12 protein-coding genes and 1 tRNA gene are annotated in these 14,949 nt (G+C 68.0%); 9 read left to right on the top strand and 4 right to left on the bottom strand.

Features of this window, described 5'->3' with window-relative positions; translation table 11 throughout:
* Window positions 1-3 precede the first annotated feature (3 nt).
* Window positions 4-828, top strand: coding sequence for an alpha/beta hydrolase (locus VNE62_05415; GenBank protein HVE91720.1), 825 nt, complete (start codon window positions 4-6; stop codon window positions 826-828).
* On the opposite strand, the gene VNE62_05410 is transcribed toward VNE62_05415, so the two are convergent.
* From VNE62_05410 to VNE62_05400, 3 genes are read right to left on the bottom strand one after another with little or no spacing between them, the layout of a single operon-like run.
* Window positions 811-2,109, bottom strand: a complete 1,299-nt coding sequence (locus tag VNE62_05410; GenBank protein ID HVE91719.1) for a pilus assembly PilX N-terminal domain-containing protein — start codon at window positions 2,107-2,109, stop codon at window positions 811-813. The two genes, VNE62_05415 and VNE62_05410, sit on opposite strands and share 18 nt — an antisense overlap.
* Window positions 2,106-2,768 carry a prepilin-type N-terminal cleavage/methylation domain-containing protein gene (locus VNE62_05405; protein ID HVE91718.1) on the bottom strand — a complete coding sequence of 221 codons (663 nt, stop codon included), beginning with the start codon at window positions 2,766-2,768 and terminating at the stop codon, window positions 2,106-2,108. Before VNE62_05405 ends, VNE62_05410 begins: the two co-directional genes overlap by 4 nt.
* Complete coding sequence (locus VNE62_05400; GenBank protein HVE91717.1) at window positions 2,684-3,250, bottom strand: hypothetical protein; 567 nt, start codon at window positions 3,248-3,250, stop codon at window positions 2,684-2,686. Before VNE62_05400 ends, VNE62_05405 begins: the two co-directional genes overlap by 85 nt.
* A 103-nt stretch (window positions 3,251-3,353) precedes the next feature.
* Here VNE62_05400 and VNE62_05395 point away from each other — a divergent pair, with 103 nt between their 5' ends.
* On the top strand, window positions 3,354-4,877 hold the full coding sequence (locus tag VNE62_05395) for a phosphotransferase (protein HVE91716.1): 1,524 nt from the start codon (window positions 3,354-3,356) through the stop codon (window positions 4,875-4,877).
* 3 nt (window positions 4,878-4,880) lie between these two features.
* Here VNE62_05395 and VNE62_05390 read toward each other — a convergent pair.
* Window positions 4,881-4,954: transfer RNA gene (locus VNE62_05390), tRNA-Cys, on the bottom strand.
* A 145-nt stretch (window positions 4,955-5,099) separates the two neighbouring features.
* On the opposite strand from VNE62_05390, the gene VNE62_05385 reads away from it, so the two are divergent.
* The 7 genes from VNE62_05385 to VNE62_05355 form a co-directional block, all read left to right on the top strand.
* Window positions 5,100-6,641 carry a hypothetical protein gene (locus tag VNE62_05385; GenBank protein HVE91715.1) on the top strand — a complete coding sequence of 514 codons (1,542 nt, stop codon included), beginning with the start codon at window positions 5,100-5,102 and terminating at the stop codon, window positions 6,639-6,641.
* 61 nt (window positions 6,642-6,702) lie between these two features.
* Window positions 6,703-7,554, top strand: coding sequence for an aldo/keto reductase (locus VNE62_05380; protein ID HVE91714.1), 852 nt, complete (start codon window positions 6,703-6,705; stop codon window positions 7,552-7,554).
* Window positions 7,551-9,473, top strand: a complete 1,923-nt coding sequence (locus tag VNE62_05375; protein ID HVE91713.1) for a S9 family peptidase — start codon at window positions 7,551-7,553, stop codon at window positions 9,471-9,473. Before VNE62_05380 ends, VNE62_05375 begins: the two co-directional genes overlap by 4 nt.
* Window positions 9,474-9,699: 226 nt before the next feature.
* Entirely contained in the window at window positions 9,700-12,492 is a 2,793-nt protein-coding gene (locus VNE62_05370) for a hypothetical protein (GenBank protein HVE91712.1), read from the top strand.
* Window positions 12,493-12,508: 16 nt separating this feature from the next.
* Window positions 12,509-13,237: a hypothetical protein gene (locus VNE62_05365; GenBank protein ID HVE91711.1), complete on the top strand. Its 729-nt coding sequence runs from the start codon at window positions 12,509-12,511 to the stop codon at window positions 13,235-13,237.
* A 117-nt stretch (window positions 13,238-13,354) separates the two neighbouring features.
* On the top strand, window positions 13,355-13,960 hold the full coding sequence (locus VNE62_05360; GenBank protein ID HVE91710.1) for an FHA domain-containing protein: 606 nt from the start codon (window positions 13,355-13,357) through the stop codon (window positions 13,958-13,960).
* 3 nt (window positions 13,961-13,963) lie between these two features.
* Window positions 13,964-14,949: protein kinase (locus VNE62_05355; protein ID HVE91709.1), on the top strand; the 986-nt coding region annotated here is incomplete at its 3' end.

Here is a 14,949-nt window from a genome sequence, read left to right as displayed (position 1 = left end):
TGCGTGGCCACGTTCACGCATCCCACGGACTCGCTGAGGCTCCACTACCTGGACCGCGGGTCCGGGCGGCCTCTGGTTCTGCTGCACGGTCTGCTGTGGTCGTCGCGGATGTTCGTCCGCCTGCGCAGGCTCCTTCCCGGCCATCGGGTGATCCTGCTGGACCTTCGCGGCCACGGCCTGAGCGAAAGGCCGGTCGATCCTGAGCTGTACACCTGGCGCGGGTTCAGCTCGGACGTGATCTGCCTTCTCGATCACCTCGGCATCGAGCAGGCGGTCGTGGGCGGGCTGTCGCTCGGCGCCAACGTTGCGATCGCAACGGCGCTGGCGAATCCGCAGCGGTGCAGGGGACTGGTGGTGGAGATGCCCGTTCTGGAGCGCGGCCGGGCCCCCGCCACTCGCATCTTCAGCGCACTCGCCAGGACGATAGAAGCGGGGGGCCGGACAGTCAGGGGCACGACCTGGATCCTTCGGCGGCTGCCGCCGGTGAGTGTGGTGCCGGAGCTTGCCGCCATTCGTGATGTGGCGACGATGGACCCGGAATCGGCGGTCGCCATTATCCGGGGGCTGATCGCCTCGGGCCTGCCAACCGACGACCAGCCGGGCCTGAAGTCCCTGCAGATGCCCGCGCTGGTGATCGGACACCGCCGGGACCCGCTGCACGTCATGGACGACGCGCGCGAGCTGGCCGGCCTGCTCCCGCGAGGGCGGTTCGTCCAAGCCTCATCCATCCTCGAGTACCGCCTGCACCCGGAGCGGCTCGCAGCCCACCTGGGTCCGTTCCTGGAGGAGGCCTGGGGGCAACCGCGCCCCCTAGACCTCGATCCATAGGGTCTGCAGCCAGGGGTTGCCACCGGCCCCGCTGCCCGCAACGGCCTTGTCGAAGTGGATGCTGCCGTTGCCTCCGAGGCTGAGGCTTTTTCCGTTGAAGCTGCCGAACAGGTCGGCGCTGGCCTGGATGGCGACGTCCGACAGCGGCGCGTACACCACTCCCAGATAGTTGCTTCCGGACCTGAGTGTCACTCTGGTGGGAACGACCGAATCGCCGCGCACATAGGTCTGAAACTCGGGCGCCGACTGGGCGGCGGGGTACCTCCAGGTACCCCCGGTGATGTTCAGCGGATCCAGCTGCGGGGTGATCAGCGTTCCGCAGGGGGCCGTGGTCGGCCCGGAGATGAAGATGCGGATCGGCCCGGAGGAGGGGTCAAGCGTGATCACCGACTGTCCACCGCTCATTGCGAGCTGGCACAGGCTGTAGGTCCCCGACCTGAGCCGGACCGAGCCTCCGGAAACCGAAAGCACCTTGGTGACCGGGGACCACGAGTAGGAGCCGCTGCAGTCGCCGGCCGTGGAGCAGATCCTGGCGTTGTCGTTGGCCGTCTCGACTCGGCTGACGTCCGGAGGCGGGAACGACAGCCTCGCCCCGCCATTGGACGTCGTCCCGAAGATCTGGCAGTTGTTGCACCTGCTGATGACTCCCGTGGCCGTGGTCGTGGCGGAGCCGTAGATGCGGGAGCCACCGGACAGCGTGATGTTGCCGTTGGACCTGACGTCGCCGAAGTGCGGCGGCGACGGGGTGCCGGCGTAGGGGCGCTCGCGTGAGTCGTACCAGTCGATCTGTCCGCCTCCGTTGATGCTGATTGACGCATCGGCGAAAAGCGGCAGGCGGAACGGGTCCGGTTGCTTGTACATCGTGACCTGTACCTTGCGCTTCAAACGGGGGCCGGACGATCCCGTCGACGTGAGGACCCGCGTCACACTGGAATCGGCGCCGAACTGAGCCGGCCCTATCACCACCGAGTAGGACTGGCTGTTGCCCAGCGACTGATTGCAGGTGAGAGTGCCGGTGCCGGCTTCGTAGGCACACGGACCGCTGGGGTCGGTGGACGTCAGCAGGCCGCGGCGAAGCCTGTACTTCGCGTACTCGATGCCCGCGTCCGCAGCGTGAATCGCGCCTGCGCGCGTGCGGCTGCGGAGGTTACCCGACAGGATCCGGTCGGAGGACGCGACCGACGCGACGGCAACCAGCGACAGGACGCCGAGGATCAGGAGTGCCGAGACCAACGAGACGCCTTCCTCGCCATTCTCCCGAAGCCTCTGGACAGTGTTCACTGCGAATTCCTCATCGCCACCGTGATCCCCAAGGTGATGGGCTGAGTTGCGCCTTTCGGAAGACCGGCGAGCTCCAGCCTCACGGACTTGGCGCTGCCGGCGGGGAAGCAGGTGTCCGTGGGCGCCGGCGTCGCCGTCGGCAACGGAAGGTGCAGGATCGGCGTTTGCGTGGGCTCGATTCGACCGGGCGAGGCAAACCTGCCCGACACCAGCCCCGTCGCCACCGGGGTGGCAGCACCCGAGCCGATTCTGCGCGAGAGCGTTCCGCTGGAGAAGTCGTATGTCACCGACCTGGGGGTGGAGGACTTGAAGTAGGAGACGAAGCTCAGCTGGGTACAGGACGCGGCGGTCACTGCGCCCCCTTGGCGGGCGTCCCTGGAGAACTGCTCCAGCGCCGTTCGAATCGTTTCGGTGACGTCGGCCTGGCCTCTCACTTTGTTCTCCGATTTCTGGGCGCTCACCATGATCGCCACCAGGATCGACGCGATGAGAAGCATCAGCGCGAGCACGACTAGTAACTCGACGAGTGTCACCCCGGCCTCCTGCCGGCGGCCGGATAGCCGGGCGCGAGGACTCAGCAAGGCGTCTGCGCCTCCGCGGGCACCACGACCGACGTGATTTTCACCTGCTTGGACGGCGCGGGAGGTCCACCCATCCACCGGGCGACGACGGTCACCCTCTTGTAGTCCTGGACGTCCGGTGTCGCCGCGTCGTCCACACACGTGACGTAGCGGTAGACCTCTCCTTTGATGGGGCCCGGCGGGAACGAAAGGGGGCCCGGCGAGAGCCCGGTCGTGCGGGCCGGGTTCAGGACCAGGGGTTCGGGAGGTTTCGACGGGTCGTATCGGTACGTGGTGCCGGTCACCGAGCTGTTGGGGTGGTTCTGGTCGGTGGACGGTGTGGGAGGGCTTGTGAGGGTGATGTCGTCGTAGGGCCGGGCCCGGATGTCCTCGAGGTAGGAGTCGGCCACCGTCAGGGCCACGTTGCGGTCCTTGCCTACACCCACCGATGTGTTGGCCCGAAGGAGCAGGGCGATCACGGCCACCAGGCCGATGCCGATGATGAAGAGAGCGGCCACCGTCTCGACCATCGTCTGGCCGGCTTCGCCCCGCGGGGCAAGCCGACGGCTGCGGTTCGTCATGCGGCGAGATGCTCCATGTCTTTCGCGCTGATGCTACTTATCTGTCGGCAGTAGCCTTGCGAACCATGAAGCCCCGGACGGATCGCGGCGTTGGGAGCCGGATTTGAGGCCCGAGGTCCGCCATGCGGTCGAGCGGATCGCCGGGCCTGTCGAGTCGTGGCGGCGTCCGGACGGTGGCTACTCGCCCGCGGAGCGGTGGGTCGTCCGGCTGGCTTCGGGGGGTTCGGCCTTCGTCAAAGCGGGCGTGACGGGGCAGTCGGCTCGGAGACTGCGGGTCGAGCGGCGGTTCTATGAGTCCGTCGAGGCCGACTTTCTCCCGCGCCTGCTCGGCGCGGACGACTCCGTCCCCCTGATGGTCCTGGAGGACCTGTCCGAGGGCCGCTGGCCGCCGCCGTGGGAGGACGCCGACGTGGAGGCGGTGCTGAGCGTGCTGCGGGAGATCCCGCTCGTGCGTCCACCGTCGCACCTGGGACGTCTGGAGGACGTCCCAGGGATCCGAGGCGGCTGGGAGAGTGTGGCTGCCGACCCAGACCCTTTCCTGTCAACCGGCCTGTGCTCCCCGGACTGGCTGCGGGAGACGCTGCCGGTTCTGCTGGAGGCCGAGCGCCGAGCCGATCTGGCGGGAGAGGCACTGGTCCACTTCGACATCCGCTCCGACAACCTCTGCCTGCTACCCGGGCGAGCAGTCGTTGTCGACTGGGACTCTGCCGCCGTCGGCAACCCGGAGGTGGAGGTTGCCGGGTTTCTTCCCAGCCTTCGGCTCGAAGGTGGACCCCTTCCGGACGAGCTGTGGACCGGCGACGGCGGCCTGCCTGCGCTGCTGGCTGGTTTCTGGGCCTGCCGGATGGGTCTGGAGGCGGTGCCGGACGCGCCGAGGGTCCGGTGGATCCAGAGACGAGCCGGGACACAGGCGCTGTGGTGGACGTCCAGGGCGCTGGGGCTGCCGGAGCCGGACGGGAGATGGGCGCAGGAGGCAATCGACGCGGCTTCCGAGGACTTCCGGTCCGGACGCATCAACGCCGACCAATGGACCGCTTCAGTCGAGGAGGCACTCGTCGATGCCTACCTGCTGACGGCCGACCCCCGCCTGCAGTCGGGGAAGGGCGGCGACGAGGACGAGTGGCGCTGGTCGCGGGAGCTGATCCTGGACTGCTTCCAAGGAGACGCCACAGTGCTGGACGTGGGGTGCGCGAACGGGTACCTCATGCAGAGCCTGAAGCGCTGGGGGGCCGAGCGGGGACGGAGCATCGAGTGCTGGGGTCTGGAGATCTCATCCCGGCTGGCGTGGCTGGCGCGGCGCCGTGTCGGGGAGCCGCTGGCGTCGAGGATCTTCGTGGACGACGCCAGGAAGTGGGTTGCGCCCCGGCGGTTTGACGTCGTCCACACGGGGCTGGACTACGCTCCGCCGGGACTGGAGCGCGATCTTGTCTCGCATCTGCTTTCGGATGTGGTTGCGCCGGGGGGCCGGCTGGTGCTCCGGGCGGAGCGGGTGCGTACGGGTACAGCGGACCTGGTGGAACAGCTGAGTTCGCTGGGATGGGAGCCGGACGGGGTCGTGGAGGCGGTGCATCCGAAGACGGGGGAGGTCCGCCGGACGGCTTGGGTGAGAGCTGCGATTGAACGCTGACGCTGGAGGCGGCGGACGGAATTGAACCGCCGTGGGGGGATTTGCAGTCCCCTGCCTGACCACTCGGCCACGCCGCCGGGAGTGCGGCCCCCAACATACCCAATCCGACGGCCATCCCTGCCGGCCTCGGCAAAGGGTGCAGGCCCTGGAAGATGACCCTGAACCGGGCAGGAACGTGGGCACGCAGGGCGAAGTCTTTTACGACCCCAACAGGAGATCCCCATGCGCCCGGTTCGACTCGCTCTGATCGTCCTGCTATTGGCTGCAGTGGTCCCGGCGTCGGCCTCCGCTCAGAGGCTGCCCGTTGCGCCTGCGCAAGTCCTCACAACCCCCCAGCTGATCGAACGGGCGGTGGAGTCCGGGACCGTCGACCGGTACACGGCCGACCTGTACCTCGCCTACGCCATCGCCGCTCCCACAAAGCTCCCACCGGCGTTCATGTCCGCAGCGCCCTGGAAGGGGACTCTGCCGCTGCTGGAGCTGCGTGAACGAGTTGATGCCATGCCCGCCGGGGTCCAGCGGTCCACGCTCGACGACCTCGTGGGTGATCTGTCCCCGAGTGCCGATCTGTGCGGGATCTTCGGCCCGTTCGTCACCACGCACGCGGTCGAGTCGGCTCATTTCCGCGTGGAATACGTGCCGGGGACGATCGGCGGCGGCCTCACCGTCGAGGCCTACCTCCAGTCGCTGGAGGGGGCCTGGTCGAGCCAGGTTGACGAGTTCGGATGGGCGGCTCCGCCACTGACCGGCCAGAAGTATCTCGTCCGGCTCGACCCGACCTTTGGCGCCGCCGGTCTTTACGGCTATGTCGCCGCCACCGAGGACGTCGGTGACAACCCGAACACGACGTGGAACGAAGGAGACGCCTACGCCTCCTGCATGGGGCTGAGCTCCGACTACACCCGTTTCCCGGGGACGCCCCAACAGGCACTGGACGCCACCACGGCGCATGAATTCAACCATTCCATCCAGTTCGGCTACGGCGCCCTCATCGGTTCAGGCCGGCCCGACGCTGCGTTCTCGGAGGGCGGCGCGACCTGGATGGAAGACGAGGTCTATGACGGCGCAGACGACAATTACAACTACCTGTGGCCGTCCTTCAGCGACTCCATGGGGGCCTATGGGCAATCTCCGTACCCGTACTGGATCACCTTCCGCGGACTCACGGAGCGGTTCGGCACCTCGACTCCCGGCGGAGGCGAGCAGGTGATGCAGGACTTCTGGGAGGAGACAAGCAAGGGCAGCTCCCACAACCTGACGGCGATGCAGAAGGCGATGCAGAACAAGGGACTGTCTCTGGGCGCCGCATTCCACGACTACGCGATCGCAGTGAGGTTCAACAGGACCTGCGGTGGCGGGTACGCCCTGCCGCACTGCTTCGAGGAGGCGGCCGGTTACGTGGACGCCGCCGCTCCGCCCGGAGCCCCCCTGTCCGCCGGACTGAACGGCGCGATCGACAACACCGTCAAGGACGACTACGCGATCGCGTGGGTCCGCCTGCCGGAGGGGGCGTCCTACACGATGACCCTCGCCAACAGGGACAGTGCTGGTCTTCTTCGGGGCAGCGTCGTCTGCGACACCGGCACGTCGATGCGGATGACATCTCTGCCGTCGGTGCTCGGGCCCGGGGCACAGGCCGCCGTCAGCGTCGATTCGGGAGGCTGCGAAAGCATCTTCGCGGTGATCACGAACGAGCACCAGACCGCCGCCAACCCGAGCTCGTCCAGCGGGCGTCAATTCAGGCTCACCACCGCGTCTTCGTAGGTCCACGCCTCGCGAGCGGGGTCTCCGGTAGGGTCGAGCTCACCCGACCCCCGGAGGACACGTGACCACGCACGCTCCCGCCGCCGCGGCTGGAACCGTGCGCATCGGCGACCGCTCAGTCCACCGCATGGGCTTCGGCGCCATGCGCGTGACCGGACGCGGGATCTGGGGCCCCCCGGCGGATCCCGAGGGGGCCAGGGCGTTGCTGCGGCGGGTCGTGGAGCTCGGCGTGAACTTCATAGACACCGCCGACTCCTACGGTCCGGAGGTCAGCGAAAACCTGATCGCCGAGGCTCTCCACCCATACCCGGACGACCTGATCGTGGCGACCAAGGGTGGCCTGGTCCGTCCGGGACCGTCCCGATGGACCCCCGACTGCCGTCCGGAGCGACTGAAGGAGTGCTGCGAGGCGAGCCTGCGCCGGCTGAGAACCGACTGCATCGACCTGTACCAGCTGCACACGGTGGATGCCAAGGTTCCCTTCACCGAGTCGCTGGGCGCCCTCGTGGAGCTGCGCGAGGAGGGCAAGGTCCGGGAGATCGGGCTGTCCAACGTGACGCGCGAGCACATCGAGAGCGCGGTGAAGACCGTACCGATCGCCAGCGTCCAGAGCCGTTACGGGCTGGGGGATTTGAAGTCCGACCCCGTCGTCGACCACTGCGAGCAGGCGGGGATCGCCTTCATCCCGTGGTACCCGCTCGGCGACGGCAGCCTCACCAGGCCTGGAGGCCCTTTGGACGCCATGGCGCACGCGCACCAAGTGACACAGGCACAGGTGGCGCTGGCATGGCTGCTTCAGCGTTCGCCGCAGATGCTGCCGATCCCGGGGACGTCGTCGGTGGCGCACCTTGAGGAGAACGTCGCCGCGGCGGCCCTGCGGCTGACCGACGAGGAGCGGGAGCAGCTCGGATGACGGAGTCCCATCCCTTCGGGACTTGGACGTCGCCCGTCACCGGGCAGTGGCTCACTGCCGGGACCATCACGTTCGAGGAGATCCTCGTCTCCGGCGACCACGTCTACTGGGTGGAAATGCGGCCGGACGAGGCCCGCAGCGTCGTCGTCCGCTGGGATGGCCGGCGGGCCGAGGACGTCACTCCTGCCCCCTTCAACGTGGGCTCGAAGGTGCACGAGTACGGGGGAAACGCCATCGCCGTGGACGGGCAGATCCTTTACTTCGTCGACCGGCGCGACCAGCGGGTGTACCGCCTGGATCCGCAAGGAGAGCCAGGCGCGATCACACCGCACGCGCCGCTTCGGTTCGCCGACCTCGAGCCGGACCCCCTCCGGGGCCGGCTGTTCGCCGTCTGCGAGGACCACTCGGAGTCCGACCTTCACCCGGACAACTTCATCGTCACGGTCCCGCAGAACGGGGGGCCGCCGCAGCGGTTTGTGTCCGGCAACGACTTCTACGCGACCCCCCGCCTCAGCCCCGACGGCACCACCGTCGCGTGGATCACCTGGAGCCACCCGAACATGCCCTGGGACGGCACGGAGCTGTGGATGGGGAACCTGGACGCGGAGGGCGCGCTGGCCGACGCACAGCTGGTGGCGGGCGGGCCAGGGGAGTCCGTCTGCCATCCACGTTGGTCGCCGGAAGGCGTCCTGTACTTCGTCTCGGACCGCACCGGCTGGTGGAACCTGTACCGGGCGGCAGCTTCGGGCATCGAGGCGGTGACCGCGGAGGAGGCCGAGTTCGGCCGGCCGACGACCAGGGGCTGGTCCTACGACTTCCTATCCGACGGAGACCTCGTTACGGTTCGCAGCCGCGGCGGCAGGTCCCAACTCGTGCTCGCGGCGTCGCACGGAGAATCAGGACTCACCGCCCGCTGCTCTGCCGTTGCCGACCCGAGGGTGCTGCCGGACGGTTCCGTGGCGTATCTCGGCGGTTCGGCGTCCCAGCCCCTGTCCGTCTGGATTTCACGGAGAGGACGCAAAGCCCAGCTGTTGCACGGGACGCGGGTCACCCTGCCTGACGGGTTCCTGGCTGAGCCTGAGGTGTTGGAGTTCCCTACGTCGGACGGCGGGACCGCCCACGCGTTCCACTACCCCCCGCGCAACCCGTCGGTGTCCCCCCCGTCCGGACAGCCGCCGCTGGTGGTTTTCGCGCATGGGGGCCCGGTGGGGGCGTCTGCCACCGCACTGAACCTCGGGACGTCCAACGTCGCCTTTTGGACCAGCCGCGGCTACGCCGTCCTGGACGTCAACTACCGCGGCAGCACCGGTTACGGCAGGACGTACCGCGAGCAGCTGTATGGCCGGTGGGGGATAGCCGATGTGGACGACTGCATCGACGGCGCCATGCACCTGGTGCGCCGTGGCGACGCCGACCCGCAGCGAATGGTGATCAGGGGCGGGAGCGCCGGTGGGTACACGGTGCTGTGCGCGCTGGCATTCAGGGATGTCTTCGCCGCCGGGACGGCCTACTTTGGGATCAGCGACCTCGAGGTGTTCCACGGGGAGACCCACAAGTTCGAGGCCCACTACGACCAGCAGCTGATCGGAGACTGGGACACGCAGCGCGACCGCTACCGGCAGCGTTCGCCCATCCATGCGGTCGGGGACATCCACGCTCCGGTCCTTCTGCTGCAGGGACTTGAGGACCGCGTGGTCCCGCCGAACCAGTCCCGGCTGATCGTCGAGGAGCTCAAGCGGCTCGGACGACCCGTGGCCTACATCGAGTTCGAAGGCGAGGGCCACGGGTTCCGTCGCGCTGAGACGATCAGTCGCTGCCTGGGGGCCGAGGAGGCCTTCTACTCCCGTGTGCTGGACCTGCCGAGACCGGACCTTCAGCCGCTGGACATAGCCAACCAACCGGCCCCCACCACCCACTGAGACCTCGCCCGAGCTAGATCCCAGGGTCCGGCTTGACCATCCCCGGGCTCCGCTCCTGACCGCCCGTCCCGGCGTGACCAGCCGACCGCTCGAGGGTGTCCGAACGTGGGGGGAAACCGGTACCTCCGGTACCGGATGCGGTAGCCGTCGAGAGGTTCTCGACCGCCCCACCCGTCTCTACATTTCGTAGAGAGCCGACGAGACGGGTTGAGGGAAGGAGCGGTCTATGCATGCGACACGGGAGGTCCCTGTTCGTGTGCCCGAGCGGAGGCGGATCCGCACTGCGGCCATCGGCCTGAAGGCGGTCAGCGGGTTCGTCGTGACGACGCTCGTCGCCACATTGCTCGTGGCAGTGCCCGAGCCCGCGGCGGCATGGTCGCCGCCCACGCACATCCTGGGCGTCGCCCAGGCGATGCGGGAGGCGCAGAGTGGGTCGGTCACTATTCCGCGTGCCGACGGAGCGTCGTCGGTGACGGTGCCCGTAAATCCGACGATCGCGCAGGCGCTGGCCGCATATCCGGCCGCCTTCAACGCCGGCGCCATCGGCCCGGACGCCTTCCCCGACACCTACTTCGGCCAGCTGGCCATCCACCCCGACACTCGGACGCATAACGACACCGAGCCCGAAAGCAACGAGGGCTCACGCTCTCACGAGTGGTTCGACTACCTGTGGGAGCAAGCGTGGGATCCTGCGACCCCCCAGCCCGAGCGCTTGAAGAACATCGCATTCGCGCTCGGGTACATGGCCGGGCACGCCAACGGGGACACATGGGCTCACACCTGGGTGAACAAGTGGGCCGAGGGGGTCGCGCCTCCCTGGAGCCAGCTCGAGCATGCCGACATCGCCGTCCGCCACCTGGTCGTGGAGGCCTACGTCGACAAGCACCGGCCGGGCTGGGAGAGCAAGGCCGGCTTTCCGGTGGACGCGCCGACGAAGTTCATCGCCGACAAGCTAATCCGCTCGGACTTCGCGCGTGACAAGGGTGAGCACAAGTTCTGGGACGAGTTCCTCGGGATGCAGGACGCGCTCAAAACCAAAGAGGCCGAGGTCCACGAGGACTCGACGAGCCAGGACTTCGTCGGCGACTGCCCGCTCTGCTTCCCCGACCCCACGGATTCCCCCTTCAACGTGATCGAGCTGGTGCTGGACGTCCTCATAGAGCTGTATCTCGATGAATGGATCGCCGCCATCGACCGCGGCATCGACTCCTGGCCGGCGGTCTGGCAGACCATCGCCCAGCAATTCTTCTCCGGAAGGAGCACCGACGCCGGTGTGATCCTCAACGCACTGAAGGATTGGTTTTTCGACAACTTCTTCGCGATGATGGGCGTCCCGACGTTCCTACTGGAGGACGGGATCGTCGAGCAGCTCATCGACTACGCCCTCGAGCTGGTCGCGACGGTCCTGGGGTTCGTCTTCGACGTGCTCGCTGCGGTCCCCGTCCTCGGCGACCTCATCAGAGCGATCCAGCGCGTCTACGGCAAGGCCAAGGACGCGGTGATCGCCGAGCTCGTGGACTACGTGGACAGGGAAGTCGGCACCTTCATCACCGAGCCTCTCCGGACGAGTGAGCTGGATCAGGGCGTGAAGGACATCCTTGACCACGACCAGGACGGCATCATCAAGCCGAGTGAGATCATCCGGATCTTCGCTCACCCGGAGGACTACGTCGACCATCCGTCGCTTTTCCCCGACGGGAGCCGGGACGACATCGACTCCGAGATAGGGCTGCCCGCGGCGTGTGTCGACGACGACGTGAATGACGTCTTCTGCGACTACAGCCTCACCGACTTCGCACCTCTGTACGACACCGGCATCCTCGGCAAGCTTTCGATGCTGGACGAGAACGGACTCAACACGTTCTTCCGCCGGGCCGCCGGCGCCGGCGCCGCCACACTGGGGGATCTGTACGGCCCCCACACGAACGCCAGCGCCGACTGGGACGTCCCCAATAACGCGATGCTCGGATGGGCCAAGTCCCTGGACGCCGACCACCAGTGGCGTGCGAACTCCATGCGGGACAACCGGTCCTACGGCATGGGAACCATGTGGCTGTGGGAGGACTGCGTCTCCCGCGACAAGGTCTTCCGTCCGACGTTCAAGCAGCCCGTTCGCGGCGTCGACGCCTTCTCGGACGCCGGCGACCCACCGACGGGCATCACCGACTCGCAGCCCCCGGCGAGCTCACTGTCGCTGTCGGGGCCGAACGTGACCAGCCAGGGGCAGACGTTCGTGTCCGGCGAGACGGACATCGCGATCACATCGATCGACAACTACTTCGGCAAACCCGACATCCGGGTCTCCCTGCGGGCCTTCCCGTCCTCAAACGCGGTCCCCGCGTACGGACCCGCGGTTCCCGCCGACCCGGCCCCCTTCCGTCTCGAAGGGAGCGACGGGCCGCAGACCGTCCAGTTCTTCGGGACGGATGGAAGCGGAACCTGCAACTCGGAGGGCGAGCAGAGCCGGGCCTTCACACTCGACAACACACCTCCGGTGATCACGGTGCTCAGCCCCGTTCCGCCGAAGTCGCAGTACGTGTCGGACGCCATGCTCCCCCTGGACTTCATGGCGACGGACGGTCCCGGGTCCGGCGTGGACGACGCGACAAAGCGCCACTTCGCCGACGGTGTGGAGAAGACACCCGTGCCGACGGCGATCGACCTGTTCGATTACCCAGCCCTCACACCGCACGTCTACCGCGCCGAGGTGGCGGACCTCCTCGGAAACGTGGGAAGGACGGAGGTGCCGTGGGAGACGGTCGTCACACACTCGAGCCTTCAGAACAACCTCGACAAGGCGTATCTGATCCGCGGCTGCGTGACGAAGGACTCCACCTACCACTCGCTCAGCGTGAAGCTGCGGGTCGCCGAACAGTCCGACGCGCGCGGCAACGACGGTGCCTCGGACAAGCAGCTCGAGTCATTCAAGGAAGAAGTCGCCGCGCAGACCGGCAGAACGGTCACGGCGTACTGCGCGAACATCCTGACCCTGAACGCAACCGCGCTCCAGGCGGCCTGAGGGAGGTATCGAAGACATGAGGCACAAGAAGATGAAGAGGTTGGGCGTAACGGTTTTCACGCTGGCAGCCGCCGCAGCCGTGGCGGCCGGAGCGATCCGGACGGCGGGCGCCGATGACTACGCGGTGCTTACGGCGGCGGACCCCTCCGATGGAGCGGCGCTCGTCCACGAGGCCATCGAGAACGTCCGGGGAATGGAACGCTTCCGGTTCACGCAGCGCGTGGCCGGGGCCGGGTCCGCCCTCGACCCGGCCTCCGGCGTTGCCACCGCCGCGGCGGACCTCTCCTCGGGTACCGCGGACCCCCCCCGCTACCACGCCGTCACTCAGCTCAAGGGCCGCGACGGCGCCGGACTCGCCGTGGAGCAGGTGGCCATCGGCGAGGACCTCCACGTGAAGCTGCCCAAAGAGCAGCGCTTCCGCAAGTCGGACAAAAAGGCGAAGAAGTCCCAGGGAAAGAAGGCCGGAGGCGCGGGTCAGGTCGACGTGGTGGATCCTGTGATGAGCCTGCTGGAACCCGTGGACAACCTCCCCCCTTCGAGCTTCGGACAGCCGTCCGCACCGGACTCCGAGGGGATCCGAACGGTCACAGTGTCCATCGCCGAGGGCGCATCACTGGTCCTGAAGATCGACGACGCCGAGCACCTGGTCAGACACGTCTCCTATGCGAAGGGAAGCGCGCAGGCCGAGTTCACCCTGAAGGACTTCGGAAGCTCGTCGATCCACATCCCGGACCCGAACGCCTAGACGTCCTAGTCACCGCTTTGAGCCGGGCGACGCGCGGGACGTCGCCTGGCTCGATGAACCGGCCGTGCTCGGGACAGGTCCGTGTCGCAGATGGACAGCCCGCCGTAAGCTTCAGCGATGGGGGATCCGTACGTCCGAAACGCCTATCTCGAGCTGCTCGGCCCGCGCGGGGCGTCCATGGTCCTGCTGGACAAGGACCGGATCGCGATCGGCAAGACGGCGTCCAACGATGCCCCCGTGCCCTGGGACCACAAGGTTTCCCGCCTGCACGCCGTGGTCGAGCGGTACGCGTCCGGATGGTGCGTCCGGGATGTGGGCAGCCGCAACGGGACGTTTCTGAACGGCGAGCGCATCGTCGGCGACCGCGTCCTTCGTCCGGGCGATGAGATCCGGATCGGCGAAACACGCCTGCTGTTCAAGTTTCCCGCCACCGCCTCCACGGTCAGCGTCACCGAGAGCGCCAAAGCTCCACCCGAGCTCACCCGTCGCGAGCGCGACGTGCTCGTCGCGCTGTGCCGTCCGATTTTGTCGCGGACGATGTTGTCGGAACCGGCCGGCAACAAGAACATCGCCCGCGAGCTTGTCCTGACCGACTCCACCGTCAAAAAGCACCTGCAGCGGCTGTACGACAAGTTCGAGATCCTCGATCCCGACGAACGCCGCCGCGGACATCTCGTCGCCGAGGCCATCCGGCGCGGCGCCGTGTCGGCGGCCGATCTTTAGAGGATGCTGTACGCGGGACGATACGAAGCGATCCGTCGAGCCGGCCAGGGTGGCCAGGGCACCGTCTGGCTGGCGCGGGACGTGCGCGACGGACGGACGATCGCGCTCAAGGTCGGCCACGATCTCTCCGCGGTCGAGGTGCCTCCCCACCCGGGCCTGGCGACTGTCCACGAGCATCTGATTCACGGCGACGAGCATGTCGTCGTCATGGACTGGGTCCAGGGGACTACGCTGGCCGAGGATCGCGACCTGCCGTTCGAGGAGTGCCTGCGGCGTGTGGACGAGGTCGCCGCCGCCCTCGACCACCTCCACGCACACGGGCTGGTGCACGGCGACGTCAAGCCCGCCAACGTAGTCGTGGCCCGCGACGGGCAGGCCGTGCTCGTCGATATCGGCTCGGGGGGCTCGGCCGCCACGCCCGGCTACCGCGCGCCGGAGCGCGAGCGGACGCCCGCCGCCGACGTCTTCGCTTTGGCCGTGACGGCCGCGGTCCTGCTTACAGGTGCGGTGCCCGAGCCGGGGGCAGCGTTGGATTGGTCGAGGGTGCCGGCCGCGCAGCGTGATCGCGTTCAGAGCGCGATCGAGGCCGCGCTGGCGACCAATCCGTCGCAGCGCCCGCCCTCCGCGTCGGCGTTAGCGGCGCTGCTGCGGGGCGAGAGCGCGTCGCACAATCTGCCGGAGGAATCCACGTCGTTCGTGGGACGCGTGTTCGCGGCCGCCGAGGTCCGGAGGCTGCTCTTGACGTCGCCGCTCGTGACCGTTCTCGGTCCGGGTGGGGCGGGGAAGTCGCGGATTGGCCTTCATGTGGCCCGCCGCGCGCTCCCCGCCTTCCGGGGGGTGTGGCTGGCCGAGCTGGCGGCCGCCTCCCAGCCCGACCTCGTGCCCGGACGAGTGGCCGCCGCCGTCGGCGCGTCAGGGTCGCACGCCGTCGACGCTCTGGCGGAGCTGTTCGGCGAGGACGAGCACCTACTCGTGTTGGACACCTGCGA

It is taken from the genome of Actinomycetota bacterium, from assembly GCA_035536535.1.
Lineage (GTDB): Bacteria > Actinomycetota > JAICYB01 > JAICYB01 > JAICYB01 > DATLNZ01.
The sequence above is the reverse complement of the archived record's forward strand: the minus strand, read 5'-3'. Positions and strand labels throughout refer to the sequence as shown.